General features: G+C 73.0%; 15 protein-coding genes. 7 read left to right on the plus strand and 8 right to left on the minus strand.

Features of this window, described 5'->3' with window-relative positions; translation table 11 throughout:
• Window positions 1–121: 121 nt before the first annotated feature.
• The 4 genes from ACIP8Z_RS25935 to ACIP8Z_RS25950 all read right to left on the minus strand — a co-directional run bounded on the left by ACIP8Z_RS25935 (window position 122) and on the right by ACIP8Z_RS25950 (window position 6,639).
• Window positions 122–1,471 (minus strand): maltokinase, encoded by a 1,350-nt coding sequence (locus ACIP8Z_RS25935; RefSeq protein ID WP_402087326.1) that lies wholly within the window; start codon window positions 1,469–1,471, stop codon window positions 122–124.
• A gap of 246 nt (window positions 1,472–1,717) precedes the next feature.
• Window positions 1,718–3,412, minus strand: a complete 1,695-nt coding sequence (treS, locus tag ACIP8Z_RS25940) for a maltose alpha-D-glucosyltransferase (RefSeq protein ID WP_319309768.1) — start codon at window positions 3,410–3,412, stop codon at window positions 1,718–1,720.
• Window positions 3,409–5,394 carry an alpha-1,4-glucan--maltose-1-phosphate maltosyltransferase gene (locus ACIP8Z_RS25945; RefSeq protein ID WP_402087329.1) on the minus strand — a complete coding sequence of 662 codons (1,986 nt, stop codon included), beginning with the start codon at window positions 5,392–5,394 and terminating at the stop codon, window positions 3,409–3,411. Before ACIP8Z_RS25945 ends, treS begins: the two co-directional genes overlap by 4 nt.
• Before the next feature lie 318 nt (window positions 5,395–5,712).
• The gene (locus ACIP8Z_RS25950; RefSeq protein WP_402087332.1) at window positions 5,713–6,639 is read right to left on the minus strand and encodes an SDR family oxidoreductase; all 927 of its coding nucleotides are present in this window, start codon (window positions 6,637–6,639) and stop codon (window positions 5,713–5,715) included.
• 118 nt (window positions 6,640–6,757) lie between these two features.
• Here ACIP8Z_RS25950 and ACIP8Z_RS25955 point away from each other — a divergent pair, with 118 nt between their 5' ends.
• From ACIP8Z_RS25955 to glgP, 6 genes are all read left to right on the plus strand, one after another.
• Window positions 6,758–7,741, plus strand: coding sequence for an AraC family transcriptional regulator (locus ACIP8Z_RS25955; protein ID WP_402087334.1), 984 nt, complete (start codon window positions 6,758–6,760; stop codon window positions 7,739–7,741).
• 216 nt (window positions 7,742–7,957) lie between these two features.
• Window positions 7,958–9,388 (plus strand): 4-hydroxyphenylacetate 3-hydroxylase family protein, encoded by a 1,431-nt coding sequence (locus ACIP8Z_RS25960; protein WP_402087337.1) that lies wholly within the window; start codon window positions 7,958–7,960, stop codon window positions 9,386–9,388.
• Complete coding sequence (locus tag ACIP8Z_RS25965; protein WP_402087339.1) at window positions 9,385–10,818, plus strand: MFS transporter; 1,434 nt, start codon at window positions 9,385–9,387, stop codon at window positions 10,816–10,818. The genes ACIP8Z_RS25960 and ACIP8Z_RS25965 overlap by 4 nt, the downstream gene beginning before the upstream one ends.
• Window positions 10,819–10,911: 93 nt before the next feature.
• Window positions 10,912–12,018, plus strand: a complete 1,107-nt coding sequence (locus ACIP8Z_RS25970) for a monodechloroaminopyrrolnitrin synthase PrnB family protein (RefSeq protein ID WP_402087518.1) — start codon at window positions 10,912–10,914, stop codon at window positions 12,016–12,018.
• A 22-nt stretch (window positions 12,019–12,040) separates the two neighbouring features.
• Window positions 12,041–13,423, plus strand: a complete 1,383-nt coding sequence (locus ACIP8Z_RS25975) for an FAD-dependent monooxygenase (protein WP_402087342.1) — start codon at window positions 12,041–12,043, stop codon at window positions 13,421–13,423.
• 129 nt (window positions 13,424–13,552) lie between these two features.
• On the plus strand, window positions 13,553–16,120 hold the full coding sequence (gene glgP, locus ACIP8Z_RS25980) for an alpha-glucan family phosphorylase (RefSeq protein WP_402087345.1): 2,568 nt from the start codon (window positions 13,553–13,555) through the stop codon (window positions 16,118–16,120).
• A gap of 67 nt (window positions 16,121–16,187) precedes the next feature.
• Here glgP and ACIP8Z_RS25985 read toward each other — a convergent pair whose 3' ends face one another.
• The 4 genes from ACIP8Z_RS25985 to ACIP8Z_RS26000 all read right to left on the minus strand — a co-directional run bounded on the left by ACIP8Z_RS25985 (window position 16,188) and on the right by ACIP8Z_RS26000 (window position 21,650).
• Complete coding sequence (locus ACIP8Z_RS25985; RefSeq protein WP_402087348.1) at window positions 16,188–17,732, minus strand: sensor histidine kinase; 1,545 nt, start codon at window positions 17,730–17,732, stop codon at window positions 16,188–16,190.
• Complete coding sequence (locus ACIP8Z_RS25990; RefSeq protein WP_209496884.1) at window positions 17,725–18,381, minus strand: response regulator transcription factor; 657 nt, start codon at window positions 18,379–18,381, stop codon at window positions 17,725–17,727. The genes ACIP8Z_RS25985 and ACIP8Z_RS25990 overlap by 8 nt, the downstream gene beginning before the upstream one ends.
• A gap of 119 nt (window positions 18,382–18,500) precedes the next feature.
• The gene (locus ACIP8Z_RS25995; protein WP_402087351.1) at window positions 18,501–20,531 is read right to left on the minus strand and encodes a M4 family metallopeptidase; all 2,031 of its coding nucleotides are present in this window, start codon (window positions 20,529–20,531) and stop codon (window positions 18,501–18,503) included.
• A 204-nt stretch (window positions 20,532–20,735) separates the two neighbouring features.
• Complete coding sequence (locus ACIP8Z_RS26000; RefSeq protein ID WP_402087354.1) at window positions 20,736–21,650, minus strand: TetR/AcrR family transcriptional regulator C-terminal domain-containing protein; 915 nt, start codon at window positions 21,648–21,650, stop codon at window positions 20,736–20,738.
• A 125-nt stretch (window positions 21,651–21,775) separates the two neighbouring features.
• Between ACIP8Z_RS26000 and ACIP8Z_RS26005 the strand changes: the two genes are divergently transcribed.
• Window positions 21,776–23,278 (plus strand): MFS transporter, encoded by a 1,503-nt coding sequence (locus ACIP8Z_RS26005; protein WP_402087357.1) that lies wholly within the window; start codon window positions 21,776–21,778, stop codon window positions 23,276–23,278.
• Window positions 23,279–23,293 lie beyond the last annotated feature (15 nt).

A 23,293-nucleotide genomic window follows, 5' to 3' on the forward strand; every position in this document is an offset into this window, starting at 1 on the left:
CGGTGTGGTCCACGCGGGGGCGACGGGTATGCGGGAGTCGCCCGGGGTGGTGGGTGGAGCCCCTGTGGGGCTCGGGCCCAAAGGGGGCGTGGGGGTGCGCGGGGTGTCGTGGGGGGCGGGGTCATTGTGGGGCCGACAGGCGTTCGATGGCGGACATGGGGACCGGGAGCCAGTCCGGCCGGTGCCGGGCTTCGTACACGACCTCGTACACCGCCTTGTCCGTCTCGTAGGCGCGGAGCAGCGCCGGATCCGTCCGGGGATCCGCGCCCGAGGCCTCCGCGTACCCCGTGCAGAACGCCGCCCGGCTCCGCGCCGCCCAGTCCGCGTTCCACGGCCGGTGCGTGCGGGCCGCGTAGTCGAAGGAGCGGAGCATGCCGGCCACGTCGCGGACCGTCGGCTGCGGGCTGCGCCGTTCGTCGAGCGGCTTCGCCGGCTCGCCCTCGAAGTCGATGACGGCCCAGCCGCCGTCGGACCCCCGCAGCGTCTGCCCGAGGTGCAGATCGCCGTGGATGCGCTGGACGAACCCGCCGCCCGCCGTGCCGCTCGCCGCCGCGAAGACGGCGCGCAGGCCGGGGACGAACGGCAGCAGCGCCGGTACCGCCTGCGCCGCCGCGTGCAGCCGGCGGTCCATCGCGCCCGCCAGCTGCTCGGTCTCGGCGCGGCCGAGCCGACGGGTCGGCAGCGCCTCCGCGAGGGCGAGGTGGACCTCGGCCGTGGCCCGGCCGAGCGCCCGCGCCTCCGCGGTGAAGTCCCGTCCGTCGGCGAGCGCGTCGAGCGCGAGCCGCCATCCGTCGCGGGAGTCCCGCAGGTACGGCTGGAGGACACCGAGGGTCGCCGCCCCGCTCTCGAACCACGCGACCGGCGCCGGGACCCGGGTGCAGCCCGCTCCCGCGAGGGCGAGCGGCAGTTCCAGGTCCGGGTTGGCCCCCGGGCTGACCCGACGGAAGATCTTGAGGATGAACGAATCTCCGTAGACCAGGGACGAGTTGGATTGCTCGGCGTCCAGCATGCGGGGGGCCAGGGCGGGCGGGAGCGCCGTCGTGGCGTGGAAGTGCAGGGGGCCGGTCCGGCCCGGGGTGCGCAGTCGCTCGTAGAGGAGGCCGGCGAGCCGCGGGTCGCGCAGCCCTTCGTACACGGCACGTCCGGCGAGCGGCCCCTGCCGGATCCGCCCGATCAGGGCGGGGGCGAGGCGGGGCGGGAGCTGGGTCCGTACGCCCAGGAGCAGTTGGTAGCAGTCGGCGGGTGTCCCGGCCGGGCGGCCCGGCTGTTCGACCCGTACGAGCAGATGGAGGAGGCCGGGGCCCGCGCCGTCCAGGGGCAGCAGCTCGGTGGCCGCGTCCAGCGTGAATCCGGCGACCCGGCGGCCCTTGCCCGCGAACCAGCGCTGCCGTGGCAGCCATTCGTGGAGCAGGGGAGCGAGGGACGGAAGGAGGGCGTCCGGGGCCCGGGTGGTGGATGCGGTCTCCGGCATGGCATCGCGTCCTTTCCCCGGGGCGCGCAGTTGGCTGTCGTATGCGTTCAAATGCGCAGAGTGTCCCGGATGGCGGCTGGGGCTGTCCGGATGTGCGGGACGTGTCGGAAGGGGAAGATCCGTATGGGCCCGGCAAGAAGGCCCGTATGGACCTGAATCGTGCTGCGGAACGTGTGTGGGTCACAGTGCCCGGAGTGGGACGGGAGGAAACCGCCCCACCCAGGACGAATCCGAACTGACCGGTGGTCAGCCCTTCTTGAGACGGAACCAGTAGAAGCCGTGTCCCGCAAGGGTCAGGAGGTAGGGGAGCTGGCCGATGGCCGGGAACGTCACCCCGCCGATCAGCTCCACCGGCTGGGTGCCGTCGAAGCGTCGGAGGTCGAGTTCGGTCGGCTGCGCGAACCGCGAGAAGTTGTTCACACAGAGGACGAGATCGTCACCGTCCTCACGGAGGAAGGCGAGCACCGCCGGGTTGGACGCCGGGAGTTCGGTGTACGTCCCCGTCCCGAACGCCCGGTTCTGCTTCCGGATCTCGATCATCCGCTTCGTCCAGTGCAGCAGCGAGGACGGCGAGGCCATCCCCGCCTCGACATTGGTCACCTGGTAGCCGTGGACCGGGTCCATGATGGCCGGCAGGTAGAGCCGTCCCGGGTCGCAGGAGGAGAAGCCGGCGTTCCGGTCGGGGGTCCACTGCATCGGGGTGCGGACGCCGTCCCGGTCGCCCAGCCAGATGTTGTCGCCCATGCCGATCTCGTCGCCGTAGTACAGCACCGGCGAGCCGGGCAGCGAGAAGAGCAGCGCGGTGAACAGCTCCATCTGCTTGCGGTCGTTGTCGAGGAGCGGGGCGAGACGCCGCCGGATGCCGATGTTGGCCCGCATCCGCGGGTCCTTGGCGTATTCGGCGTACATGTAGTCGCGCTCTTCGTCCGTGACCATCTCGAGCGTGAGCTCGTCGTGGTTGCGCAGGAAGATGCCCCACTGGCAACCGGAGGGGATCTCCGGGGTCTTCGCCAGGATCTCCGAGACCGGGTAGCGCGACTCGCGCCGTACGGCCATGAAGATCCGCGGCATGACCGGGAAGTGGAACGCCATGTGGCACTCGTCGCCGCCGGAGCGGAAGTCGCCGAAGTAGTCGACGACGTCCTCCGGCCACTGGTTGGCCTCGGCGAGCAGCACCGTGTCCGGGTAGTGGTCGTCGATCTCCTTGCGGACCCGCTTGAGGAAGGCGTGGGTCGCGGGGAGGTTCTCGCAGTTGGTGCCCTCCCGCTGGTACAGGTACGGCACCGCGTCGAGCCGGAAGCCGTCGATCCCCAGGTCCAGCCAGAACTTCAGCGCGGACAGGATCTCCTCCTGCACCGCCGGGTTCTCGTAGTTGAGGTCGGGCTGGTGCGAGAAGAACCGGTGCCAGTAGTACTGCTTGCGGACCGGGTCGAAGGTCCAGTTCGAGGACTCGGTGTCGACGAAGATGATCCGGGCGTCCGCGTACTGCTTGTCGTCGTCGGCCCAGACGTAGTAGTCGCCGTACGGCCCCTCCGGGTCGCGCCGGGACTCCTGGAACCACTCGTGCTGGTCGCTCGTGTGGTTCATGACGAAGTCGATGACCACGCGCATCCCGCGTTGGTGGGCCGCGTCGACGAACTCGACGAAGTCGGCCAGGTCGCCGAACTCAGGCAGCACCGACGTGTAGTCGGCGACGTCGTAGCCGCCGTCCCTCAGCGGGGACTTGAAGAACGGTGGCAGCCAGAGGCAGTCCACGCCCAGCCACTGGAGGTAGTCCAGTTTGGACGTGATGCCCTTCAGGTCGCCGACGCCGTCCCCGTTGCTGTCCTGGAAGGACCGGACGAGGACCTCGTAGAAGACGGCCCGCTTGAACCAGTCGGGATCACGGTCCTTGGCGGGAGTGTCCTCGAAGGTGTCGGGGACGGGCTCGTTGACAGTCATGATGTGGGTGACCCTCCGGTCTGCGGGGACGGTCGCAGGACGAGGACGTGCGCGGGTGTGACACCCGGCTCTAGGCGCACGTAGCTGGTCCTGCCCCAGTGATAGGTCTCGCCGGTGAGCTCGTCGCGCACCGGCACGGTCTCGTGCCAGTCGAGGCCGAGTTCCGGCATGTCCAACGAGAGCGTCGCCTCCTGGGTGTGGTGCGGGTCGAGGTTGACGACCACCAGAACGATGTTCGAACCCGAACGCTTGCTGTACGCGATCACCTGCGGGTTGTCCGCGTCATGGAAGGTGAGATTCCGCAGCCGGCGCAGGGCCGGGTGACGGCGCCTGATCCGGTTCAGGGCGGTGATCAGCGGGGTGATCGTCTCCCCGGCCCGCTCCGCCGACTCCCAGTCACGCGGCCGCAGTTGGTACTTCTCCGAGTCGAGGTACTCCTCGCTGCCGTCCCGCAGCGGGGTGCCCTCGCACAGCTCGTACCCGGCGTACATGCCCCACGAGGGCGACAGCGTCGCCGCGAGCACCGCCCGTGCCTCGAACGCCGGCCGGCCGCCCTCCTGCAGGTAGGCGTGCAGGATGTCCGGGGTGTTCACGAAGAAGTTCGGCCGCATCTGTGCCGCCGTCTCCCCGGACAGCTCCGTCAGGTACTCCGTGAGCTCCTCCTTGGTGTTCCGCCAGGTGAAGTACGTGTACGACTGCTGGAAACCGATCGCGCCGAGCGTCCGCATCATCGCCGGGCGGGTGAAGGCCTCCGCCAGGAAGATCACGTCCGGGTCGGCGGCGTTGATCTCGCCGATCACCCGCTCCCAGAACACCACCGGCTTGGTGTGCGGGTTGTCGACGCGGAAGATCCGCACCCCGTGGTCCATCCAGTGCCGGAGGATCCGCACGGTCTCCGCGACGATCCCGTCCATGTCCACGTCGAACGCGATCGGGTAGATGTCCTGGTACTTCTTCGGCGGGTTCTCGGCGTACGCGATCGAGCCGTCCGGACGGTGGTGGAACCACTCCGGGTGCTTCTCCACCCACGGGTGGTCCGGGGAGCACTGGAGCGCGAAGTCCAGGGCGATCTCCAGACGCAGCTCCCGGGCCCGCGCCACGAAGGCGTCGAAGTCCTCGAAGGTCCCCAGGTCCGGGTGGAGCGCGTCGTGGCCGCCCTCCGGCGAACCGATCGCCCACGGCACGCCGACGTCGTTCGGCGCCGCGGAGAGCGAGTTGTTGGGGCCCTTGCGGTGGGTCTCGCCGATGGGGTGCACCGGCGGCAGATAGACCACGTCGAAGCCCATCGCCGCCACCGCCGGCAGCCGCTCGGCGGCGGTGCGGAAGCTCCCCGGGACCGTACGGCCCTTGACCTTCCGTACGCCCTCCGAGCGCGGGAAGAACTCGTACCAGGAGCCGAACAGGGCGCGCTCCCGCTCCACCTGGAGGGGCAACGCGGGGGAGGAAGACAGGAGTTCGCGCAGCGGATGGCGGTCGAGGGACTCGACGACCCGCGGGTTCAGGGCCGCCGCGAGCCGGACCGCGGCCGGCCGGGACGCGTCGCGCAGCGCGTCCGCGGCGGCGAGCACGGCCTCCCGGGCGCCGCCCTTCTTCGGGACGCCCTTCGCGGCCCGCTCGTGCAGCTCGGCGCCTTCGGCGAGGACCAGTTCGGAGTCGATCCCGGCCGGGATCTTGATCTTCGCCGTGTGGCGCCAGGTGGCCACCGGATCGCTCCACGCCTCGACGGTGTACGTCCACCGGCCCTCGGCGTCCGGGGTGACCTCGGCCCCCCAGCGGTCGGTGCCCGGGGCCAGTTCGCGCATCGGGGTCCAGGGACCGGGGCGGCCCGACGGGCCGTGCAGCACGACATTGGCGGCGACCGCGTCGTGGCCTTCGCGGAAGACGGTCGCCGTCACCTCGAAGGACTCTCCGGCCACCGCCTTGGCGGGGCGCCGGCCACAGTCGACCAGCGGGCGTACGTCCAGTACGGGAATGCGTCCCATGAGCGGATTCACAGCATCACCTGACGGGTTACGGGGGTGCGGGTGGTGGTTGTGCGCTCTTTCTAGCTCCGTCGACGGCCGGCGGGTTGCGGGCATGGCCGCTCCTGTCCGCGTTCACTCGGATGGGGGGTCCACAGGGATGAACAGAGGTCACGGGGGGAGGGGTTCGATGGGGTACCGCAGGAGCCTTCCACGGTCTCAGGGCGGGCAATCCAGGCGCTTTGTTAACTACTAGGGCGTAGCCGAAGCGGCAAGCACAGGACCCGGACAAAGAAGGGCCCCGCCCTTGTGGGGCGGGGCCCGTTCCCCGTGTCGCGGTCAGCGCCGCGGGGACGTGTCGGAGGACCAGACCTGCCAGGGCTGACGGGCCACCCATTCCTCCACCGGAGGCGGTTCGAGGGCCAGGACCTCCGTCGACACGCCGTCGTCGTCCGCCATCAGGAGCGGATCGACTCCGCTCGCCATGAAGTGGTAGATCCCGGCCACCCCGGCCGCCGTATCCGGACCGAGCAGCTGGGCGAGGCTCCGTTCGAAAGCGGCCGGATCCAGCTCCTCGTACCGCACCGCCCGGCCGAGCCCCCGGCCGAACGCCGCCGCGAGCTCGGCGCCCGTCAGGGAGCGTTCGCCGCCGATGTCGAACGTCCGGCCCTCCAGGTCCTCCCGGGTGAGCGCCGCGAGCGCCGCCTCCGCCAGGCCCCGGTGCGACAGCCACGCCGTCCGCGCGGCCGCCGGCAGCGGATAGGCGAGCACACCGTCGTCGACCAGGGCCGGCCCGTTCCACGGCGAGAACAGGTTGTCCAGGTACACCGGCGGCCGGATCACCACCAGCGGCACCCCACTGTCCCGCAGCACCCGCTCCGCCAGCCGGCGCGTCTCGAAGGCGGCCACGTCCGTCGGACCCAGCGGGATCCGGGTGTTGGCGTTGAAGACAAGACGCTCCGTGCCCGCGTCGAGGGCCGCCTCCGCGACGTTCCGCGCGTACGCCTCCACCCGCTCGCTCTCGTACACCAGCGGCATCGTCATGAACGCGTGCGTCGTCCCCTCGAAGAGCTGCCGCACATCCTCCGGCCGGCCCAGATCGCCGGCGACGAAGGAGGCCCCCGGCAGCGGCGGCCGGTCCGCCGACGGCCGCCGCGTCAGGGTGCGGACCCGGTGCCGCCGCTCGGCGAGAAGGCGGGCCACCGCACCCCCCTGGAACCCCGTCGCGCCCACGACCGCCACCCGCATCGGAATCTCACTGGACATGTGTGTCTGAGGCCCTTCGATAGACTTTCCCGGCTGTCGTGTCGGCGTCTCTCCAGGCTCGCCGCCACGGCTTCGGCCGTTCAATTAACAAACCGGGGCGGAAGTTGAAGGATCGTCCATGGCAATCGTGGGAACCGACCGTCACGCACTGCAGCCCGATCAGGAAGAGCAGGACGACCTGCTGAGCGAACTGCTCAAACCCCTCCGGCTCACCGGAGTCTTCGACAGCCGCTGGCACGTCCGCGCCCCCTGGGCCATCGAGGGCGACGCCGAACGCAGCTGCGCCGTCCTCCACTACGTCGTCGAGGGCGACTGCTGGATCACCACCGAGGCCGAGGCCCCGGTCGAACTGCACGCCGGCGACCTCGTCGTCTTCCCGACCGGCACCGCGCACCGCCTCTCCGACCGGCCCGAACGCCAGGGCCTCCCGCTCAAGGCCGTCCTGCCCGAGCGGCAGCCCGGCACCTCCGGCGAGATCGTCATCGAGGGCAGCGGACCCGAGAGCAGGCTGCTCTGCGCCGGACTGCACTACGACGCCAGCGCCGCCACCGGCCTCTACACCTCGCTGCCCTGGGCACTCGTCCTCGACGGACCCCAGGTCGACCGCGAGCCGCTGCTCCGCGACACCCTGCGGCTGCTCGCCGCCCCCGACCGGCCCGCCGGCCCCGGCGACCGGCTCATCACCCTGCGCGCCTTCGAGATGGCCCTGGTCCTGGCGCTCCGGCCGCTGCTCCGCGAACTCGCGGGCAACCCGGCCTCGCTGCCGCTGCTCCGGCACCCCGGGATCAGCCGGGCCGTCGTCATGATGGCCACCCGGTTCGCCGAACCCTGGACCATCGACTCCCTCGCCCGGGAGGTCGGCATGTCCCGCTCCGCCTTCACCGCCTCCTTCCGCGACCTGGTCGGCGAGTCACCGGCCCGGTACCTCGCCGCCCGCCGTATGCAGGAGGCCGGCCGGATCCTCACCGAGACCTCCCTGCCGCAGTCGGCGGTGCCCGCCCGCGTCGGCTACCAGAGCGCCGTCGGCTTCCACCTCGCCTTCCGCAAATGGTTCGGGGTGACCCCGGGGGAGTACCGCTCGGGAGCCGACCGGGCCGCCTGAAGGCCGGCGGACGGTCCTCGGGAACGGCCGGCGGACGGCCCTCCGGACGGTGCCCTCCGGGCGTCCGCGCCGCCCCGGATCCACCGACCTGACATCTTCGGGATTCCCTGGCCGGTTCTTAAGGACCCCTGGACGGACGCTCATTGTCCGGACGGGTCCCCCCGGACAGGCTCGGGACCGGCAGAGCCGTGACACCCGAGGAGAGGCGATACACCGGTGACGAGGTCCGGGCAGGAGTATCTGGAGGGGCTGCGCGACGGGCGCGAGATCTGGCTCGACGGGGAACGGGTCAAGGACGTCACCGCCCACCCGGCCTTCCGGTCCACCGCGGCCTCCTTCGCCGGGCTCTACGACCTCGCCGACGACCCCGTCCACCACCCCGTCCTCGTCCAGGGCGGGGTGCGCCGCGCGTACGCCGTGCCCCGCTCGTACGAGGACCTCGTCACCCGCCGCCGCGCCTTCCGCACCACCGCCCGGGCCAGTTTCGGCTTCCTCGGCCGCACCCCCGACTACATGGCCGCCGGCGCGGCCGGGTTCGCCGCCGCGCCCGCCGTCTTCACCGGCGGGACCTTCGACGGCGCCGAGCACGCCCTCGCCCTCCACCGCCGGCTCGCCGACGGCGACCTGCACTGCGCGTTCACCCTCGGCAACCCGCCCCCGGGGCACGGCGGGGAGGACCTCACCCTGCGGGTCGTGGCGGAACGGGACGGCGGGATCGTCGTCCGCGGCGCCAAGACCGTCGGCACGGGCGCCGCCTTCGCCGACGAGATACTCGTCGGCACCATCGAGCCGCTCCCCGCCGACGACCTCGCGCACGCCCTGACCTTCGCCGTACGCCTCGACACCCCCGGCCTCAGGCTGATCTCCCGCACCTCGTACGAGGAACGCTCCCGGTCCGTCTTCGACCACCCGCTGTCCTCCCGGTACGACGAGAACGACGCGACGCTGGTCTGCGAGGACGTCTTCGTGCCCTGGGACCGGGTCCTCACCCACCGCGACCCGGCCACCACCGGCGCCGTCTGGTGGCGGACCCCCGCCTACCTGAACCTCGTCCACCAGTCCGCGACCCGCTTCTGGACCAAACTGGAGTTCCTCACCGGACTCGCGATCCTCATCACCCGCTCGAACGGCACCGAGGGCCTCCCGCCCGTCACCCAGGCCGTCGGCCGGCTCCTCGGCATGGTCGCCCAGGCCAAGGCCTTCGTACTCGCCGCCGAGGCCTCGTACGAGGAGGTCGACGGCGGGCGCGGCGGCGTCCGCCCCGGGCAGGACATCTCCTTCGCCCAGCGGATCATGGCCGGCGAGCTCTACCCGCGGGCCGTCCAGGACATCAGGCTCCTCGCGGGCGGCGCCCTCGTGCAGCTGCCCGCCAGCGGCCGCGACCTCCTCCACCCCGAGCTCGGGCCGCTGGTCCGCCGCTACTTCGGCACCACCGGCCACCCCGCCGAGGACCGCGTCAAACTCCTCAAGCTCGCCTGGGACGCCCTCGGTTCCGAGTTCGCCGGCCGCCACGAGCAGTACGAGCGCTTCTACCACGGTGCCCCGCACGTCTACCTGACCATGCAGACCTGGGCCGGCGCCGCCGACGACTGCGAGAGGCTCGCCCAGGCCTGTCTCGACGGCTACGGCCTCGGGACGACCCGGTGACGACGGCACCGGCACCACGGCGCGGGGCACTCGGCCTGCTCGCCGCCACCCAACTGCTGCTCATCATGGACACCGCGATCGTCAACGTCGCGCTGCCGTCCGTCGGAGAGGACCTCACCGCCGGCTCCGCGGACCTCTCCTGGGTCGCCAACGCCTACCTCATCACCTTCGGCGGACTCCTCCTCCTCGGCGGCCGGATCGCCGACCTCCTCGGCCACCGGCGGGTCTTCCTCGGCGGCCTCGGCCTGCTCGCCGTCGCCTCCGCCGCCGGTGGTCTCGCCCCCGGCGCCGGCGCCCTCGTCGCGGCCCGCGCCGCCCAGGGCGTCGGCGCCGCGCTCGCCGCGGCCGCCGCCTTCGCCCTGCTCCTCCTGCTCTTCCCCGACGGGCCCGCCCGGCACCGGGCGCTCGGCGCGTTCGCCGCGATGGGCGGCCTCGGCGGAGTCCTCGGCACGGTCCTCGGCGGCGTCGTCACCGACCTGCTCGGCTGGCGCTCCACGTTCTGGCTGAACGTGCTGCTCGCCGCCGTCCTCGCCGCCCTCGCGCCGCGGGTCCTCGACCGCCGCACCGGCCCCGTCCGGCGCGGCGGCTTCGACCTCGCCGGGGCGCTCACCGCCACCGCCGGACTCGGACTCCTCGCTTACGCGCTGGTCGGCGCGGCCGACGCCGGATGGCTGTCGGCCCGCACCCTCGGCACCGGCGGAGCGGGCCTCGCGCTGCTGCTCGCCCTCACCGCCGTCGAGGCCCGGGCCGAAGCGCCCCTCGTCCCGCCGTCCGTCCTGGCGCGGCCCGCGCTCCGGCTGTCCAACACCCTGGCCGCGCTCGCCCAGACGACCCTGTTCCCGATGTTCTTCCTGGTCAGCCTCTACCTCCAGAACGTCCTCGGCTACCAGCCCCTCGGTGGCGGCCTCGGCCTGCTGCCGCTGTCGCTCGTCGTCGTCGCGGTCGCCCCGCAGACCGGCCGGCTCATCTTCCGGATCGGCCTGCACCGGACGATGACCCTGGGGTTCGTCCTGCTGTGCGCGGGGACCCTGTGGCTGGCCCTGGCCCTCACCCCCGACGGCGGCTTCACGAGCACCGTCCTCGCCCCGAGCCTCGTCCTGGGCGCCGCCCTGCCACTCGTCATGGTCACCACGAACGTGGCGGCCACGGCGGAGGCCGCGGCCGAGGAGACCGGACTCGCCTCCGGACTCGTCAACACCAGCCAGCAGTTCGGCTCCGTCCTCGGCCTCGCCGTCCTGGTGGCCGTCGCCACGAGCCGTACGGAGACCGTCGACGCGGCCCGCGCGGCCGCCGAGACCTCCGGCTACCGCGCCGCCCTGCTCACCGGCGCCGCCCTCGCCGCCGCGGCCGCTTTCCTCTCCGTACGCCTCCACCCGCCCAGACGGGTCCCGGAAGCGTCCCCCGGGCCCCAGGTCCCGGACCGCCGCTGACCCGCCCCCCCACAGAAACACTGCCCCCCGACCACCGGCGAGTGAGCCGTGCCTCTTCGGCGAACAGAGCCCCGGAAAAGAGGAGCCCCCGTGCTGCTGGGCGATCCGCGTCACCACACCGAGGACATACGCGCCGCCGACCCGCTCGGCGCCGACGGCCTGCTCGCCGCCGTGCCCGCCATGAACGCCGACGCCGACGTCGCCGCGCTCACCGTCGCGCTGCGCGCCCTCGTGCCGGACATCGACAGGGCCGCCCAGTGGAGCGTCGGCCACGCGCTCGCCGCCATGCGGGACCTCGGCATCCTCCTGGGCTCGCTGAAACGGCACGGCGTCCAGCCCCTCGCCGCCGTGCCCGAGGCGCTGCCCGTCCTCGAACTCCTCGGCCGCCGCACCGACATGGTGCCGAGGGACACCGTCCACCACTACACGACCTGGAACCCGCCCGGACCCCGCCGCCGCACCTACACCGGCCATCCCACGGAGGCCCGGCTCCAGGACGCGGTACGGATGGTCTTCCCCGGTCTCGTCGCCGCCGTCGACGACTGCGGCCGGGTCGCCCGCCTCGAACCGTACGACCCCGGCTTCGCCACCGCCCTCGACCGGGTGGCCCGTCATGTGCGGGCGATGGTCGACTCCATCGACCTCACGGTGGCGCAGGTGTCCCCGGAGTACTTCGCGGCCACCCTCCGCCCCTACTTCGAGGAGGTCGAGGTGGACGGCCGGGACTACCTCGGTCCGGCCGCCGCGCAGGTGCCGCTCTGGCTGGTCGATCTGACGCTGTGGCAGTGCGACCGCTCCGACCCCGCGTACGAGGCCTTCCTCGCGGAGTCCGTGCCGTACGCGCTGCCGGCCTGGCGCGCCTTCCACACCCGGCACCGGGGCGGGGTCTCGGCGGTGAGCAAGCTGTCGGCCGCCGTCAGCTGGGAGGGCGCGGACCGGCTGCCGCCCCCGCTGACCGCGTCGGCGGAGGCACTCGGCCGGGTGCTGCGCCTCCTGAAGACCTTCCGCGCCCGGCACCTCGGCATCGCCCGCAAGGCGTACAGCGAGGAGACCCGGCTGTACGAGGAGGGCAGCGGCGGGGCCCCGGTCGCGCTGCTGCGCTCGATCCTGGATCTGACCAGGGAGAACGAGACCATGGTGCGCCGCGCGACCGTGCGGCGCCGTCCCGCAGGGGCCCCCGTCGGGCCGTCGGCCGCGTAGCGGCGCCGAAGGAGCAGTCGTCATGTCCCCCCACACCACCCCCTCCGCGTTCCTCCCGGTCCACCGCCGCCGTCCGGCGCCGGACTACGGGCAGAGCCCGCACATCGTGATCGCCGGCGGCGGCATCGCCGGCCTCACCGCCGCCCTCTCCCTGCACGCCGCCGGCTTCGAGCGGGTGACGGTCGTGGAGACGGCGCCCGCGATCCGCCCGGTCGGCGCCGGGCTCAACCTGATGCCGAACGCCGTCCGCGAACTGGACGCGCTCGGCCTGCTCGACGCCCTGGAGGCGGGCGCCCTGCGCACCCGCGAACTGCGCTACTACCACCGCTCCGGCGGGCTGATATCCCGGGAGGCCCGCGGCCTCGGCGCGGGCCACCTCTGGCCGCAGCTCTCGGTCCACCGCGGGCACCTCCAGCAGGTCCTCGCCGGCGCGGTACGGGCCAGGCTCGGCCCCGCCGCCCTGGTCACCGGGGTCCGGGTGAGCGGCGTCGAGCCGACACCGGACGGGCGGCCCCGGCTGCGCCTCGAACACCGGGCGGGCGCCGTGCACGGCCGCGCCTCCCTCGAACCGGACGTGCTCGTCGGCGCGGACGGCATCCGCTCGACGGTCCGGGCGGCGCTGCACCCGGGAGAGGGCGGGCCCCCGTGGAACGGGATGGTGGTGTGGCGAGGGGTGTCCCGGATGCCGGCGAGGGCGGTGGGCTCGTTCATGCTCATCGCCGGCGACGACCGGCAGAAGGCCGTCGTCTACCCGATGGGCCGGCCGACCGGGCCCGACCGGGAGGTCCTGGTGAACTGGGCGCTCGCCCGCCCCGCCGAGCGCACGTGCGGGGCCGGGACGGCCGCGGGGGAGGAGCGGCTCCTCGGCGACTGGAACCGGTCCGTCCCCGTCGACACCTTCCTCCCGTTCTACGAGGGCTGGGAGTTCGACGGAGTCAGCGTCCCCGACGTCCTGCGCGCCGCCGACTCCGCGTACGAGTACCCGATGGTCGACCGCGAGCCGCTCGACCGGTGGACCCACGGCCGCACCACCCTCATCGGCGACGCCGCCCACGCCATGTACCCGATCGGCTCCAACGGGGCGACCCAGTCGATCGTCGACGCGCGCGCCCTCGCCCACGCCCTCGCCCGGCACGCCGACCCCGAGGACGGCCTCGCCGCCTACGAACGGGACCGCCGCCCCGTCACCACCGCGCTCCAGCGGGCCAACCGCGAACAGGGCCCCGAGGCCGTCATCGACCTCGTGCACGCGCGCGCCCCGCACGGCTTCACCGACATCCACGAGGTCGTCCCCGCCGAGGAACTCGCCGCCATCGCCCGCCGGTACGCCACCACCGGCGCCTTCGACCCGGCGACCGTCAACCAGGGCTCCCCGTACGAGATCCCCCTCCCGGCCATCGGCTGACACGCGCCCCACCGCTCCCCGTGCGCCGTCGCACGGCGGGAGCGGTGTGCCCTAACGTCTGAGCGGAACGACGGACGCACAGCGTGGTGCGTCCACTCCGCTCCGTACTCGCCTGCGAAGGTGGAACGCGTGAAGGCAATCCGTCGATTCACCGTGCGTCCCGTCCTCCCCGACACCCTTCGACCCCTCGCCGACCTCGCGCACAACCTGCGCTGGTCCTGGCACGAACCCACCCGCGCCCTCTTCGAATCCCTCGAACCCCCCGGCCAGGCGACGCCGTCCGGCGGCACCGACCCTGTCCGGACCCTCGGCGCCCTCGAAGGCCCCCGGCTCGCCGCGCTCGCCGCCGACCAGGACTTCCTGGCCAGGCTCCGGGCCGCCGCCGAGGACCTCGACACCTATCTGCACGCCCCCCGCTGGTACCAGCGGCAGGCCACCGACGCGCCCGCCGCCCTCGCCTACTTCTCGCCCGAGTTCGGCGTCACCGCCGCCCTGCCCCAGTACTCCGGCGGCCTCGGCATCCTCGCCGGCGATCACCTCAAGTCCGCGAGCGACCTCGGCGTCCCGCTCATCGGCGTCGGACTGCTCTACCGGCACGGCTACTTCCGCCAGTCCCTCGGCCGCGACGGCTGGCAGCAGGAGCAGTACCCCGTCCTCGATCCGGGCGAACTGCCGGTCACCCTGCTCCGCGAGGCCGACGGCGCCCCCGCCCGGATCACCCTCGCCCTGCCCGGCGGGCGCAGTCTGCACGCCCACCTCTGGATCGCACAGGTCGGCCGGGTCCCCCTCCTCATGCTCGACTCCGACGTCGAGGAGAACGCCCCCGGCGAACGGAGCGTCACCGACCGGCTGTACGGCGGTGGCAGCGAGCACCGGCTCCTCCAGGAGATGCTCCTCGGCATCGGCGGCGTCCGCGCCGTCCGTACGTACACCCGGCTCACCGGCACCCCCGCGCCCGAGGTCTTCCACACCAACGAGGGCCACGCCGGCTTCCTCGGCCTCGAACGCATCCGCGAACTCCAGTGCGAGGGGCTCGACTTCGACAGCGCCCTGGAGACCGTCCGCGCCGGGACCGTGTTCACCACCCACACCCCCGTCCCGGCCGGCATCGACCGCTTCGACCGCACCCTGGTCGCCCGCCACCTCGGCGAGGACGGCGCGCTCCCCGGCGTCGACACCGGGAAGGTCCTCGCGCTCGGCGACGAGACCCCGCTGGGCGGCGAGCCCGGCGTCTTCAACATGGCCGCCATGGGCCTGCGCCTCGCCCAGCGCGCCAACGGCGTCTCCACCCTCCACGGGGCCGTCAGCCGGGCCATGTTCGCCGGGCTCTGGCCGGGCTTCGACGCCGAAGAGGTGCCGATCACCTCCATCACCAACGGCGTCCACGCCCCCACCTGGGTCGCCCCCGAGGTCGGCCGGCTCGGCCCCGACCCCGCCGACCGCGAGCTGTGGGAACTCCGCCGCACCCTGCGCGAACGGCTCGTGACCGACGTACGGGAGAGGCTGCGGGCGTCCTGGCGGCAGCGCGGGGCGGCAGCCGCTGAACTCGGCTGGACCGACTCCGTCCTCGACCCCGACGTCCTCACCATCGGCTTCGCCCGCCGGGTCCCCTCGTACAAGAGGCTCACCCTCATGCTCCGCGACAAGGACCGGCTGCGGGCGCTGCTGCTGCACCCGGAGCGGCCGGTGCAGCTCGTCGTCGCGGGCAAGGCCCACCCCGCCGACGACGGCGGGAAGCGGCTCGTGCAGGAACTCGTCCGGTTCGCCGACGACCCCCGGGTCCGGCACCGGATCGTCTTCCTGCCCGACTACGGCATGGCGATGGCCCGCGGCCTCTACCCCGGCTGCGACGTCTGGCTCAACAACCCCCTCCGCCCCCTGGAGGCCTGCGGCACCAGCGGCATGAAGGCCGCGCTCAACGGCTGCCTCAACCTCTCCGTCCTCGACGGCTGGTGGGACGAGTGGTTCGAGCCCGACTTCGGCTGGGCCGTCCCCACCGCCGACGGGGCCGCCGCCGCGGACGAGGACCGCCGCGACGACCTGGAGGCCGCCGCCCTCTACGAGCTGATCGAACGCCGGGTCGCCCCCCGCTTCTACGACCGGGGCCCCGACGGCGTCCCGGCCGGCTGGACGGCGATGGTCCGCCGCACCCTCACCGACCTCGGCCCGAAGGTGCTCGCCGACCGCATGGTCCGCGAGTACGTCGAGCGGCTCTACGTCCCCGCCGCGGCCGCCCGCCGGGCGCTCACCCCGGACCGGGCGCGGGACCTCGCCGCCTGGAAGGCCCGGGTCCGGGAGGCCTGGCCCAAGGTGACCGTCGACCACGTCGAGGTCGGCGACGACCTCACGGACGACCTGGCCGACGCCGAACTCGGCGCGACCCCGGTCGTCCGCGTCAAGGTCTCCCTCGACGGGCTGGGGACCGACGACGTCGAGGTGCAGGCCGTCACCGGCCGGGTCGACGCCGACGACACCCTCGCCGACACCCGTGCCGTCCCGCTGAAGCCGGCGGGCCGCCCGGACCTGGAGGGCCGGCAGCCGTACGCGGGGACCCTGGAGCTCGACCGCACCGGTTCCTTCGGCTGTACGGTCCGCGTCCGCCCCTCCCATCCGCTCCTCGCCCACCCGGCGGAACTGGGCCTGGTGGCCCTGCCGGAGGAGACGACCGGGGAGGGGGCGGGGGTGCTGCTCAGGTAGGGCGCGAACGGGTCTAGGGGGTGTCTTGCCGGGCTCGCGGCGTCCGGCCTGATCGACAAGACACCCCCTAGGGCACCTCGGCCTTGTCGGCGAGGTGCCCGGCGACGAAGCACAGCCGGTACACCGGCACGGCGGCCAGCATCGTCGAGCGGTAGTACCGGCACTCGTCCATCCCGGGCGGCTCCGGCGGAGCCACCCGCGGCGCGCCGTCCAGCGGATGCTCGGGCCAGTCGTCGACGGTCTCGTCGAGCTGCGCGGGCGTCTGGCCGATCCGGATCCTCGCGTAGTCGTCCGGCTCCAGATACGACTGGGCCTGCGTCCACGCGGCGACCCCCAGCATCAGCGCGCCGAGTGCGGCGAGGAGCGCGAGCGGGATCCAGATCGCCCGCGCCAGGCCCTTGCGGACCTCACGGCGCGCCAGGTCCAGCTCCCGGGCCGAGGTGGGCGCGGCGGGCAGCGGCGCGGGGGCCTTGCGGGGCAGCACGGCGGTCAGCGCGAAGCCGCCGTCCTCGGTGGCGCGGTGGGTGAGGGTGCCGCCGGCGAGGCGGACGCGCTCGCCGAGGCCGACGAGGCCGGTGCCACCGGAGCCGGACCCGAGCGAGGGCCCGCCCGTGCCGGGACCGCTGACCACCTCGACCCGTACCGTCGCCGCCTCGTCGCCCTCCGGGGTGACGGCGATCGAGACCGCCGCGCCGGGCGCGTGCTTGGCCGCGTTGGTGAGGCCTTCCTGTACGACCCGGTGCAGGGCGAGCCCCGACATCCCCGGCAGCGTGGGCACCGGTGCCGTGGCGAGGGCGACCGTGAGCCCCGACGCGCGGGCACGGGCCGCCAGTTCCTCGACCGTCTCACCGGCCGGGCTCGTCGGCGCCGCGTCGTCCTCCTCGCGCAGCACCCCGATGATGTCCCGCAGCCGGGCCGTCGCGTCCGCCGCCGCGCGACGCAGTTCGCCCGCCGCCCGCTGCTGGTCGGGACCGAGGTCGGGGGAGACCTCCAGGGCGCCCGCGCGGATCGCGATCAGGGCCAGGTCGTGGCCGAGCGAGTCGTGCATGTCGCCCGCGATCCGGGACCGCTCTCGCAGCCTCTCCCGGTCGGCGACCGCCGCCTGCTCCCGCTCCATCCGGTCCGCCAGCTGCCAGCCGCTCTGCACGAGGCGGTCGTACTGGCGCACGTACCGGCCGATCAGCCAGGGCGCGACGACGGCGAGGGCGAGCGCGAGCAGCAGCGTGAACCACTGGCCGAGCGAGGTACGGGTGACCCAGGTGAGGGCGAGGCCGGTGGCCGCGATCGCCCCGAACAGCCAGAGCGCCGCCCGGGTGTGCTCCTGGCGCCGCCCCGCGAGGTACCCGAAGGCGACCAGGGCCAGGCTGTACGAGGGGGTGAACAGCTCCAGGGTGGCCGGCAGGCTCGCCGCGACCGTGGCCGCGAGCGACACCAGCGGCCACCTCCGGCTGACCGCGACGCAGCCCGCGAGGACCACCACGCCGACGGCGACCCGGGTCCAGCTGCCGCCGTCGTTCGGGTCCGACTTCAGCAGCACGGGCACGCAGAGCAGCAGCCACAGGAGGAGGTCGAAGAGGCGCTCGCGGACCGGTTCGCGCGATGCCTCACGCATCGGTCACCAGGCCCGCCTCGTACGCGAGGACCGCGAGCTGGACCCGGTTGCGCAGGCCGAGCCGGCCGAGGACGGCGCTCACATGGGCCTTGACGGTGCCCTCGACGACGTACATGCGGTCCGCGATCTCCTGGTTGGAGAGCCCGGCGCCGAGCAGGGCGACGACCTCCCGCTCCCGGCCGGTGAGCCGGTCGAGGCGGGCGCGCGCCGCGGCCGCGCGGGTGAGGCGCTCGCCGCCGAGGGTGTCGATGACCCGGCGGGCGACGGTGGGGGACAGGGCGGCGCCGCCGCCGGCGACGGCCCTGACCCCGGCGATCAGTTCGCGCGGGTCCCCGGACTTGAGCAGGAAGCCGCTGACGCCGCTGCCGAGGGCCCGCGCGATGTACGCGTCCTCGGAGAAGGTGGTGAGCATGACGACGGCCGCGCCCGGGACGGCCCCGCGCAGTTCCTCGGCCGCGCCGAGTCCGTCGAGCCGGGGCATCCGGATGTCCAGGAGGACGACGTCGGGGCGGTGCTCGCGGGCGAGCTCGACGGCCTCGTGGCCGTCGCCGGCCTCGGCGACCACCTCGATCCCGGGGTCGGTGGCGAGGATGGCCCGCACCCCGGCCCTGATCATCGTCTCGTCGTCGGCCAGCAGCACCTTGATCATGGGTCCCAGGGTACGGAGGGCCCGGGCGGACGCCGGGACGCACGGACGCCCGGAGGGAAGGATCCCTCCGGGCGTCCGGCACTTGTGACTAGGGGTTACTCACTCACCCGCTCCCGGGCTTACGGGAAGGTGAGCTTGAAGCTGTTGATGTAGCCGGTGTCGATCGAGGCCTTGTCCTGGACGCGGAGCTTCCAGGCGCCGTTGGCGACCTCGGAGGAGGCGTTCACGGTGAAGGTCTGGACGATGTTGTCGGCGCTGCCGCCCGACCGGTTGGACAGGCTGTAGACCGAGCCGTCCGGGGCGACGAGGTCGACGACGAGGTCACCGCGGTAGGTGTGGACGATGTTCACGTCCACCTTGAGGGCGGAGGGAGCGTTGCCCGTGACACCCGTGACGTTGACCGTCGAGGTCACCGCGGCGCCGTTGTCCGGGATGGACACGTCGGCGGTGTTCTCGAAGACCTTGCCCGGCTGCGGCTCGCCGCCACCGGGGCGGGAACCGACGGCGATGGCGGCCCAGGCGTTCTCGACCGCGAGCACCTCGGGGCTGCCGGCGCCGTACAGCTCGGTGGCCACCGCGACGGTGCCCGTGCGGGCCCCGGCGTAGTTGGTGTTCGAGCTGAACTTGGTGGTGAGGGCCTTGAACCAGATCAGCGAGGCCTTGTCACGGCCGATGCCGGTGACGGGCAGGCCGTCGGAGGTCGGCGAGTCGTAGTTCACGCCGTTGACGGTCTTGGCGCCGCTGCCCTCGGAGAGCAGGTAGTACCAGTGGTTCGCCGGGCCCGAGGAGTAGTGGACGTCGATGCCGCCGAGGCCCGAGTACCACGCGTCCTTGGACGAGCCGTCCTTGCTCGGCTTGTCCATGTAGCGCAGCGGGGTGCCGTTGCCGCGGATGTCGATCTTCTCGCCGACCAGGTAGTCACCCGGGTCGTTGGCGTTGTTCGCGTAGAACTCGACGGCCGCCGCGAAGATGTCCGAGGTGGCCTCGTTGAGGCCGCCGGACTCGCCGCTGTAGACCAGGCCGGCGGTGTTGGAGGTGACGCCGTGCGTCATCTCGTGCGCGGCCACGTCGATGGAGGTGAGCGGCTTGGTGTTGCCCGCGCCGTCGCCGTACGTCATGCAGAAGCAGGAGTCCGACCAGAAGGCGTTGACGTACGCGTTGCCGTAGTGGACCCGGGAGTACGCGCCGACGCCGTCACCGCGGATGCCGCTGCGGCCGTGCACGTTCTTGTAGTAGTCCCAGGTGAGCGCGGCGCCGTAGTGCGCGTCGGCACCCGCCGTCTCCTTGTTCTGCGGCGTGCCGTTGCCCCACACGTCGGTGGTGTTGCTGAACAGCGTGCCGGTGCCGGACGTACCGCCGTTGAGGTTGTACGTCTTGTGGTTGCCGCGGCCGGTGTCGGTCAGCGTGTACGAGGGCGCGGTGCCGAGCGTCACCTGGCCGCTGTACTGCGTGTTGCCGGTGCCGGTCTCGATGGCCTGCCACTCGAAGAGCTTCGCGCCGGTCTTCGCGTCCGTCACGACGTGCAGCTCGTTCGGGGTGCCGTCGTGCTGGAGGCCGCCGACGACGGTCTCGTACGCGAGGACGGGGCTGCCGTTGGCGGCCCAGACGACCTTGCGCGGGGCGCGGTCGGCCTTGGCCTTGTCCGAGCCGTCCGCCTGGGCGAGGCCGACGGCCTGCTTCTCGGCGGCGGCCGGGGCCACGGTGGCGGAGGTGGAGATGTTCTTCAGCTCCGCGCGGGTGGACTTGGTGACACCGGTGGTCGCGCCGGCCTTGGTCTCGGCGACGATCAGGTCGCCGCCCAGGACGGGCAGTCCGGCGTAGGTGCGCTCGTAGCGCGTGTGGGTCGTGCCGTCGCGGTCCTGCACGACGTCACGGACGACCAGCTTCTCCTGGGCGCCGAGGCCGAGTTCCTTGGCCGTGGCGGCCTTGCCGGCGTCGGCCGCCTTGATGAGCGCGGTGCGCTCGGCCGGGGTGAGGTCGGCCGGGAGCTTGCCGGGGTTCGCCGAGGTGCCCTGCTGGGCCTTGGGGGCGATGGTCCAGGGGGCGTCGGCCGCGGTGGCGGACCCGGTCTGGACGCTCACGGCGAGCATGGCGGCGGCAGCGATCAGGGCGCCGGTCGCGGTGGCGCGACGGCTGGGCGTGGATCTCACGCAGACTCCTTCTTGCGAGGGGGGTACCGGCGGACTGGGTCGGGCCAGCCGGGCGGAGCAAGCAGAGCTGTGGAGCACGTTCGGGTGAAGCAGCGAACTCTGGTGCGAAGAGCCGGGGAGAGAGTGACAGGAATGACGAGGACCTGTCAGGAGTGCGTCGACAAGTTGGCCGGAAATCGTTCGCTGCTCGTAAGGCCGTGTTCGTTAAGCGGACGTTTCATCGATCAAGGCCGCGATGCCGTCCAATGTTCGCCCGAGCCCGAATTCGAAGAGCGTCCGCAGATCGAGACCGAACCCGTCGCCGCTTGTCACCACGGCCAACTCCGGGTACGCCCCACCCGATTGGATCGCGTCGAATCGTGGCTCGTTCTGTTCCATCCACTCGCTGTCAGAGATGCCCGAATCCTGTCGGGCCTGCTCTTCCAGATCGTCCGCCATCGACAACCCCTGGACGTAGGCGAAGATCACCAGATGGGTGTGGAGCTTCTGGCTGGGGGTGAGCGGTGTGCCCCTCATCGTCCGCAGCACCCACTCCGTGTACGCCACCGCGTTCGGCGTCGCGACGGGACGCGTGTACGAGGCCATCGCGTGCGCCAGCCACGGATGCCGGGCGTACACATCACGCAGCCAGCGCGCGCCCTGCTCCAGGCCCGTCCGCCAGTGCGCCGGCACCGGACCGAGCGGAACCTCGCCGCAGGCCGCGTCCGTCATCAGACGGATCAGCTCCGGCTTGCCCGGGACGTGGCGGTACAGGGCCATCGTCGAGACGCCGAGCCGCGTCGCCACCCTGCGCATCGTCAGGGCGTACAGACCTTCCGCGTCGGCGAGTTCGAGGGCCGCGGCGACGATCTCCCCGCGGGTGAGGGGAGCCGCCGCCCCGCCCTCGCCCCGGGCGCCCCTCGCCGTCGGCACGACCACCGTGCCCACCCCCGGCTCCGCCCGGACCAGGCCCTCCTGACGCAGGACCGCGAGCGCCTTCGTGGCCGTCGCCATGGCCACGCCCCACTCGCGGGTGATCGCCCGCGTCGACGGAAGCATGTCCCCCGGACCCAACTCGCCCACCTGCACACGGCGACGGAGCTCGGCGGCGATGGCGAGGTAGGGCGGCTGCGTCGTCATGAGGGGAGCGTACTAGTGCACCGGAACAGGCGTACACGCCTCTGAACTGCCCATCTCTTCGCGCGAGTCCAGGTGTACTAGGGCGGGAGTGGCACCGTACGCACACCGCTGCTTCCCTCCTCCTCATGACACTCACCACCCACCCGGAGCCCGCCACCGGACCGGCTCCCGCCGGCCGCCGCGCCTGGACGACCCTCGGCGTCCTCATGCTGCCGCTGCTCCTCGTCTCCATGGACGTGTCCGTCCTCTACTTCGCCATCCCCTCCATCAGTGCCGACCTGCGGCCGGGAGCCACCGAACAGCTCTGGATCCTCGACAGCTACGGCTTCGTCCTCGCCGGGCTCCTCGTCACCATGGGCGCCCTCGGAGACCGCGTCGGGCGCCGCAAGGTCCTGCTCGGCGGCGCGGCGCTGTTCGGCGTCGCCTCCGTGGCCGCGGCGTACGCGCACAGCCCCGGCGCACTGATCGGCGCCCGCGCGCTGCTCGGCGTCGCCGGCGCCTGCCTCATGCCCGCCACGCTCGCCCTGATCCGGGTGCTGTTCGCCGACCCGGCCCAGCGCGCGAAGGCCATCACCCTGTGGACCTCGGTGATGGCGAGTGGCATCGCCCTCGGACCCGTTGTCAGCGGCGCGCTCGTCGAGCACTTCTGGTGGGGGTCCGTCTTCCTCATCAACCTGCCGGCCATGACCCTGCTCCTCGTCCTGGGACCGCTGCTGCTGCCCGAGTCCAAGGGAGCCGTCACCGGACGGTTCGACGTCCTCAGCGCCGCCCTCTCGCTCGCTGCCCTGCTGCCGCTCATCCACGGCATCAAGGAGCTGGCCAAGGACGGCTGGGCGCCGCTGCCGGCGTGCGCCGCCGCCGCGGGGCTTCTCGTCGGTCTGCTGTTCCTCCGCCGCCAAGCACGGCTCGCCCACCCCATGGTCGACCTCGCGCTGCTGCGGAACCGGGCCTACGGAGGCTCCGTCCTCGCCAACCTGCTCGCGATGGTGGCGACGGTCGGCTTCGCCGTCTTCCTCACCCAGTACCTGCAGTCCGTCCTGGGCCAGAGCCCGTTCGAGGCCGCGCTCTGGAGCCTCGTGCCGACCGTGGGCGTGCTGGCCGCCGCGCCCGCGGCCGCGGCGCTGGCCCAGAAGACCGACCGGGCGTACGTGATGGCCGGCGGCTTCCTCGTGGCCGCGACCGGCTTCGCCTGGCTGGCCGGCATCGACCGCGCCACACCGCTGTGGGTCGTCATCGCGGCCAGTGCCGTCTACGCCGGCGGGCTGGTCTCCGCGATGACCCTCGCCAACGAACTGGCCCTCGGCGCCGCACCGCCCGAACGGGCCGGCGCGGCCGCCGCCGTCCTGGAGTCGGGAGCCGAGCTGGGCGGAGCGCTGGGAATGGCGCTCCTGGGCGCCCTGGGCGCGGCGGTCTACACCGGCGCGATGCCCGCGGACGCGCCGGCCGCGGCGCGCGAGACCCTGGGCGGCGCACTGACGACAGGGCCCGAGGTGATCGAAGCGGCCCGCACGGCGTTCGTGGAGGCGATGGGGGCGGTTGCCGTCGGAGCGGCCGGGCTGATGGCGGCTTCGGCAGCCCTGTCACTCTTCCTGCTGCGGAAGGGGCACACTCCTGGAACACGACCCTGAAACAGGAGTGGGGGA

It is taken from the genome of Streptomyces sp. NPDC088553 (assembly GCF_044752965.1).
GTDB lineage: Bacteria > Actinomycetota > Actinomycetes > Streptomycetales > Streptomycetaceae > Streptomyces.

Excerpts from the sequence above, each read along its gene's own strand:
- ACIP8Z_RS25935 (WP_402087326.1), bottom strand. The coding sequence starts at position 1,471 with ATGCCGGAGACCGCATCCACCACCCGGGCCCCGGACGCCCTCCTTCCG.
- treS (WP_319309768.1), bottom strand. The coding sequence starts at position 3,412 with ATGACTGTCAACGAGCCCGTCCCCGACACCTTCGAGGACACTCCCGCC.
- ACIP8Z_RS25945 (WP_402087329.1), bottom strand. The coding sequence starts at position 5,394 with ATGGGACGCATTCCCGTACTGGACGTACGCCCGCTGGTCGACTGTGGC.
- ACIP8Z_RS25950 (WP_402087332.1), bottom strand. The coding sequence starts at position 6,639 with ATGTCCAGTGAGATTCCGATGCGGGTGGCGGTCGTGGGCGCGACGGGG.
- ACIP8Z_RS25955 (WP_402087334.1), top strand. The coding sequence starts at position 6,758 with ATGGCAATCGTGGGAACCGACCGTCACGCACTGCAGCCCGATCAGGAA.
- ACIP8Z_RS25975 (WP_402087342.1), top strand. The coding sequence starts at position 12,041 with ATGTCCCCCCACACCACCCCCTCCGCGTTCCTCCCGGTCCACCGCCGC.
- ACIP8Z_RS25985 (WP_402087348.1), bottom strand. The coding sequence starts at position 17,732 with ATGCGTGAGGCATCGCGCGAACCGGTCCGCGAGCGCCTCTTCGACCTC.
- ACIP8Z_RS25990 (WP_209496884.1), bottom strand. The coding sequence starts at position 18,381 with ATGATCAAGGTGCTGCTGGCCGACGACGAGACGATGATCAGGGCCGGG.
- ACIP8Z_RS26000 (WP_402087354.1), bottom strand. The coding sequence starts at position 21,650 with ATGACGACGCAGCCGCCCTACCTCGCCATCGCCGCCGAGCTCCGTCGC.
- ACIP8Z_RS26005 (WP_402087357.1), top strand. The coding sequence starts at position 21,776 with ATGACACTCACCACCCACCCGGAGCCCGCCACCGGACCGGCTCCCGCC.